The organism is Streptomyces sp. NPDC001902, assembly GCF_042891295.1.
Classification (GTDB): domain Bacteria; phylum Actinomycetota; class Actinomycetes; order Streptomycetales; family Streptomycetaceae; genus Actinacidiphila.
In genome coordinates, this window is record NZ_JBIATA010000062.1 from 1 (window position 1) to 3,321 (window position 3,321).

Below are 3,321 nucleotides of genomic sequence, written 5' to 3' on the forward strand. Positions count from 1 at the left end.
CCGCATTCGTCAGGTCTCCACGGCCAACCATGCTGAACAGCGTCAATCCACACGCATGATCACGTCAGGAGATCCGAGAAACAGCACCTAGGCGGCAGGGGTTACGTGGAGTGGACCATGGCGCGCCTCGACAGTGCGCATGAGCATCTCACCACCGGGTTGCGGATCGCTCGTGAAGTCGGGAATCTGCATTATGAAGGGGTGGGGTTGCTGGGCCTCGGCATGACCTGCAGAGATCTGGGCCGACTGCGCGAGTCTGCTGAACACTTCGAACTGGCTGTCAGCCGCAACGAACAGACGGGCTGGAAGGACGACAGCTTGGCTCTGCATCAACTGGGCTGGGTGTACTGGGAACTCGGCCGCTTGACCGATGGTCTGGACGTCCTTGGGCCCAGGGAGACCTCGTACGGTCGCAGGCGGCTGTCGCGTAATGGCCGAGCGATGATGCTCGACGTCGTGGCGAAGATCAATATCGAGCTTGGCCATCACGAAGAGGCCATGAGACAAGCTGAGCGTGCCCTTGCCATGGTCAAGGACTCGGGACGGAGCTGGATTCAGGCAGGCATCCTCAACACGGTAGCCAGCGCGCACCGAAAGCTGGCACAGCTGGGCGAATCGGCTCAGGCCGACAATCAGGCCCTCGACCTCGCCCGCGAGGCGAGATTTCGCCGGCACGAGGTGGACAGCATTTTGGGGCTCTCCACTACGCAGAAACTCCTTGGTCGTCGCGACCAGGCTCGGCTCTATGCCGAGCAGGCACTGAACCTGGCGCGCGACCATCACTTTCGCGTGGCAGAGGGCCAGGCAGTGACACTCCTGTGCGAGATAGCGGAATCCGAGGCGGCCCACGACGCAACCCTCACACTCGGCCGGGAGGCACTGGTAATTCACCGTCAGACGGGCCATCGGCTCGGCGAAGCCCGAACCCTCGCAGCGCTCAGCCGCACTCTGCACGCTTGTGGGGACCCCGCCGGTGATGCGATGAGGCAACAGGCCCGGGGCACCTTCGCAGACATTGGCGTACCAGAGGCGACGTACCACGACCTCGACTGGTAGCCGCCTCGGATTCGGTACGAGGCTGCTGTCGCTCTTGCGCTCGCGGTTGTGCAGGACAACCCCGCCGGCTCCTTCCGGCCATGGCGATCGTTGTGATCGTCCTTGGCCTCGTCGGCGCTGGCATCCGCCGGAGGCCGCGGCGCGCCACCGGTACCCGTTCCTGACCACGTTTCCGCCGGTGGTGCCAGTCAGTTCGGGCCTCGACTGGGAGTTCCATGCGGACCTCGTAACCCCTCAGCCGAGCTGAACGAGCCGTCAATGAGCGTGGCACTCTCGTACAGCCCGATAAAACACGGCCCTGGCCAGGCGTCCTGCGTTCGCGTAACACCAGGCTGCTGACTGCCCGGTGCCCTGTTCGGTAAGCCGCTGATGTCCTTTCCTGTCGACGTCGCGAGCCATGATCACAGGCGGTAAATGAATCAGGGCTGGTGGCTCTTCGCCTTCTGTCGAGCGTAGTAAGCGCGGGCGCGGTTGCGGTCGCCGCAGTCCTTCGTGTTGCACCAGCGACGGTTCCTCCGCGGTGACGTGTCGAGGTAGACCCATCCGCACTTGGCGTCTTCGCATTAGTGGAGGCGGTCGAGGTCGTCGCGCTGAGTAAGAGCCACAAGCCCGCGGGCGATGCGATTGCGGGGCAGGCGGAGGTCGGTGTCCCGGTCTTGCCATTGCCAGCGGTCGCCTGCGTGGACCAGGTCAGCTGTGGCGATCGCCGCCCGGTACATGCTCGCGAGGTCTGCGGCGGCTTCGGGGTCGTCATTGAAGAGAGCTGCGTAAGCCCTCTCGCGCGCTTCGACGACCTGTACCCGTTCCCGCTCGGCCCGGGCGCCGTCCCGGTCGGCGAGGTCGCGCAAGGCTGCGGCCTCACCTGTGGTGATCAGGTCGGATTCCATGCACCACTCGACGACGTCGGAGAAGGTCTTCAGGGCCTCAACGCGTTCTGGCCCGCCGAGCCGCCGGGCAACGGTGTTAACCAGGTCGAGCATGCGGTCACCCGCGATGTGGCCGAACCTCACCATCAGCTCCTCTCGCCGGCAAAGGCGCTCACGCCTGCAGGGCATCCCGGGCGTCGAGCCAACAGATCTGACCGTGAACGGGACGGTGAATGTCTCAGAGCGCCAGGTCGCGGGACCCGAGGGCGCGCCGGACATCACTCTGCTCATTCTCAGTCCGGCAGCGGGCGGCAGCGATCTGGCAGGCATCTACCACATTCACGGGGGAGGTATGGTCAGCGGCACTCGTAGGATGGGGGTTGAGACCTACCTGCCCTACGTGGCTGAAGGCAAGGCGGTGGTGGTGTCCGTCGAGTATCGGCTGGCACCGGAGAACCCTGACCCCGCGCCCGTCGAGGGCTGCTACGCGGGTCTGGTGTGGACCGCGCAGCATGCCGTCGACCTGGGCATTGCCCCCAACCGGCTTCTCATAGCCGGAGCAAGCGCGGGTGGCGGTCTCGCTGCGGGTACTGCGCTTCTCGCCCGGGACCGCGGCTTTCCTCACCTGAGCCATCAGATCCTCGTCTGCCCCATGCTCGAAGACAGGTTCGACAGCCCTAGCAGCAGGATGCTTGACGGCGAAGGCTTCTGGGACCGCAATGACAATCTTTTCGGCTGGACCTCGCTGCTTGGGGAGCGACGCGGCGGCCCCGATGTCTCCCCTTACGCTGCCGCAGCACGTGCAACCGACCTTACCGGACTTCCCCGTACATATCTCGACTGCGGGTCGGCCGAAGTTTTCCGCGACTCGGTCCTTGCCTATGCCCAGCGCCTCTCGGAGGCCGGGGTGAGTGTGGATCTCCACCTGTGGGGAGGAGGCTTCCACGGGTTCGACCAAATGGCCCCACACACGGCTCTTTCCCGCGCCTCCATTGCCGCCCGCGACCAATTCGTCCGTCGGGCCATCGAGGTATAGCCGACACGGGCAAGCGCAGGAACAAGGCGAGATAATAGGGGCGGGAGGCGGTCCAAAGTGCGCGATCTAATTGCCCGCTTGGAGGTTGTCGATGACGACAGGGCAAGCGCGCTACACGATCGCGCACTTCGACCACCTCGTCAAAGGATGGGCGTCGAAGGCGGGGACTTGTACGTGCCGCCGCGGCGTTGGCGGGATGCCCGGCCGGGTTCCGTGATGCATTCAGCGGCGAGATCTGCCGCTACACCGCAGAAGGCAGGGCTCATGGCTAGGTGTTCTGTCCGGGGAGGTTGTGGACGGGTGATGTAGGTCTCGGTTGAGGGATCTTGAAATGGGTGTGGGCCTTCTGGCCTGGTGTGGATT

3 protein-coding genes and 1 pseudogene are annotated in these 3,321 nt (G+C 64.7%); 2 read left to right on the plus strand and 2 right to left on the minus strand.

Annotated elements, in window-relative coordinates:
* Window positions 1-117: 117 nt before the first annotated feature.
* Complete coding sequence (locus tag ACFYYN_RS43330; RefSeq protein ID WP_500550196.1) at window positions 118-1,056, plus strand: tetratricopeptide repeat protein; 939 nt, start codon at window positions 118-120, stop codon at window positions 1,054-1,056.
* Between the two features lie 419 nt (window positions 1,057-1,475).
* Here the strand turns inward: ACFYYN_RS43330 and ACFYYN_RS43335 are convergent.
* Both ACFYYN_RS43335 and ACFYYN_RS43340 read right to left on the minus strand, forming a co-directional pair.
* Window positions 1,476-1,607 (minus strand): annotated as a pseudogene (locus ACFYYN_RS43335) (CGNR zinc finger domain-containing protein); the annotation flags it as partial.
* A gap of 12 nt (window positions 1,608-1,619) precedes the next feature.
* Window positions 1,620-2,036 carry an ABATE domain-containing protein gene (locus tag ACFYYN_RS43340; RefSeq protein WP_500550197.1) on the minus strand — a complete coding sequence of 139 codons (417 nt, stop codon included), beginning with the start codon at window positions 2,034-2,036 and terminating at the stop codon, window positions 1,620-1,622.
* Window positions 2,037-2,049: 13 nt separating this feature from the next.
* Here ACFYYN_RS43340 and ACFYYN_RS43345 point away from each other — a divergent pair, with 13 nt between their 5' ends.
* The gene (locus ACFYYN_RS43345) at window positions 2,050-2,958 is read left to right on the plus strand and encodes an alpha/beta hydrolase fold domain-containing protein (protein WP_500550198.1); all 909 of its coding nucleotides are present in this window, start codon (window positions 2,050-2,052) and stop codon (window positions 2,956-2,958) included.
* Window positions 2,959-3,321: the final 363 nt, after the last annotated feature.

What these genes read in the sequence shown, in the direction of transcription:
- ACFYYN_RS43330 (WP_500550196.1), top strand. Translation starts at nt 118, where the DNA reads ATGGCGCGCCTCGACAGTGCGCATGAGCATCTCACCACCGGGTTGCGG.
- ACFYYN_RS43340 (WP_500550197.1), bottom strand. Translation starts at nt 2,036, where the DNA reads ATGCTCGACCTGGTTAACACCGTTGCCCGGCGGCTCGGCGGGCCAGAA.
- ACFYYN_RS43345 (WP_500550198.1), top strand. Translation starts at nt 2,050, where the DNA reads ATGTGGCCGAACCTCACCATCAGCTCCTCTCGCCGGCAAAGGCGCTCA.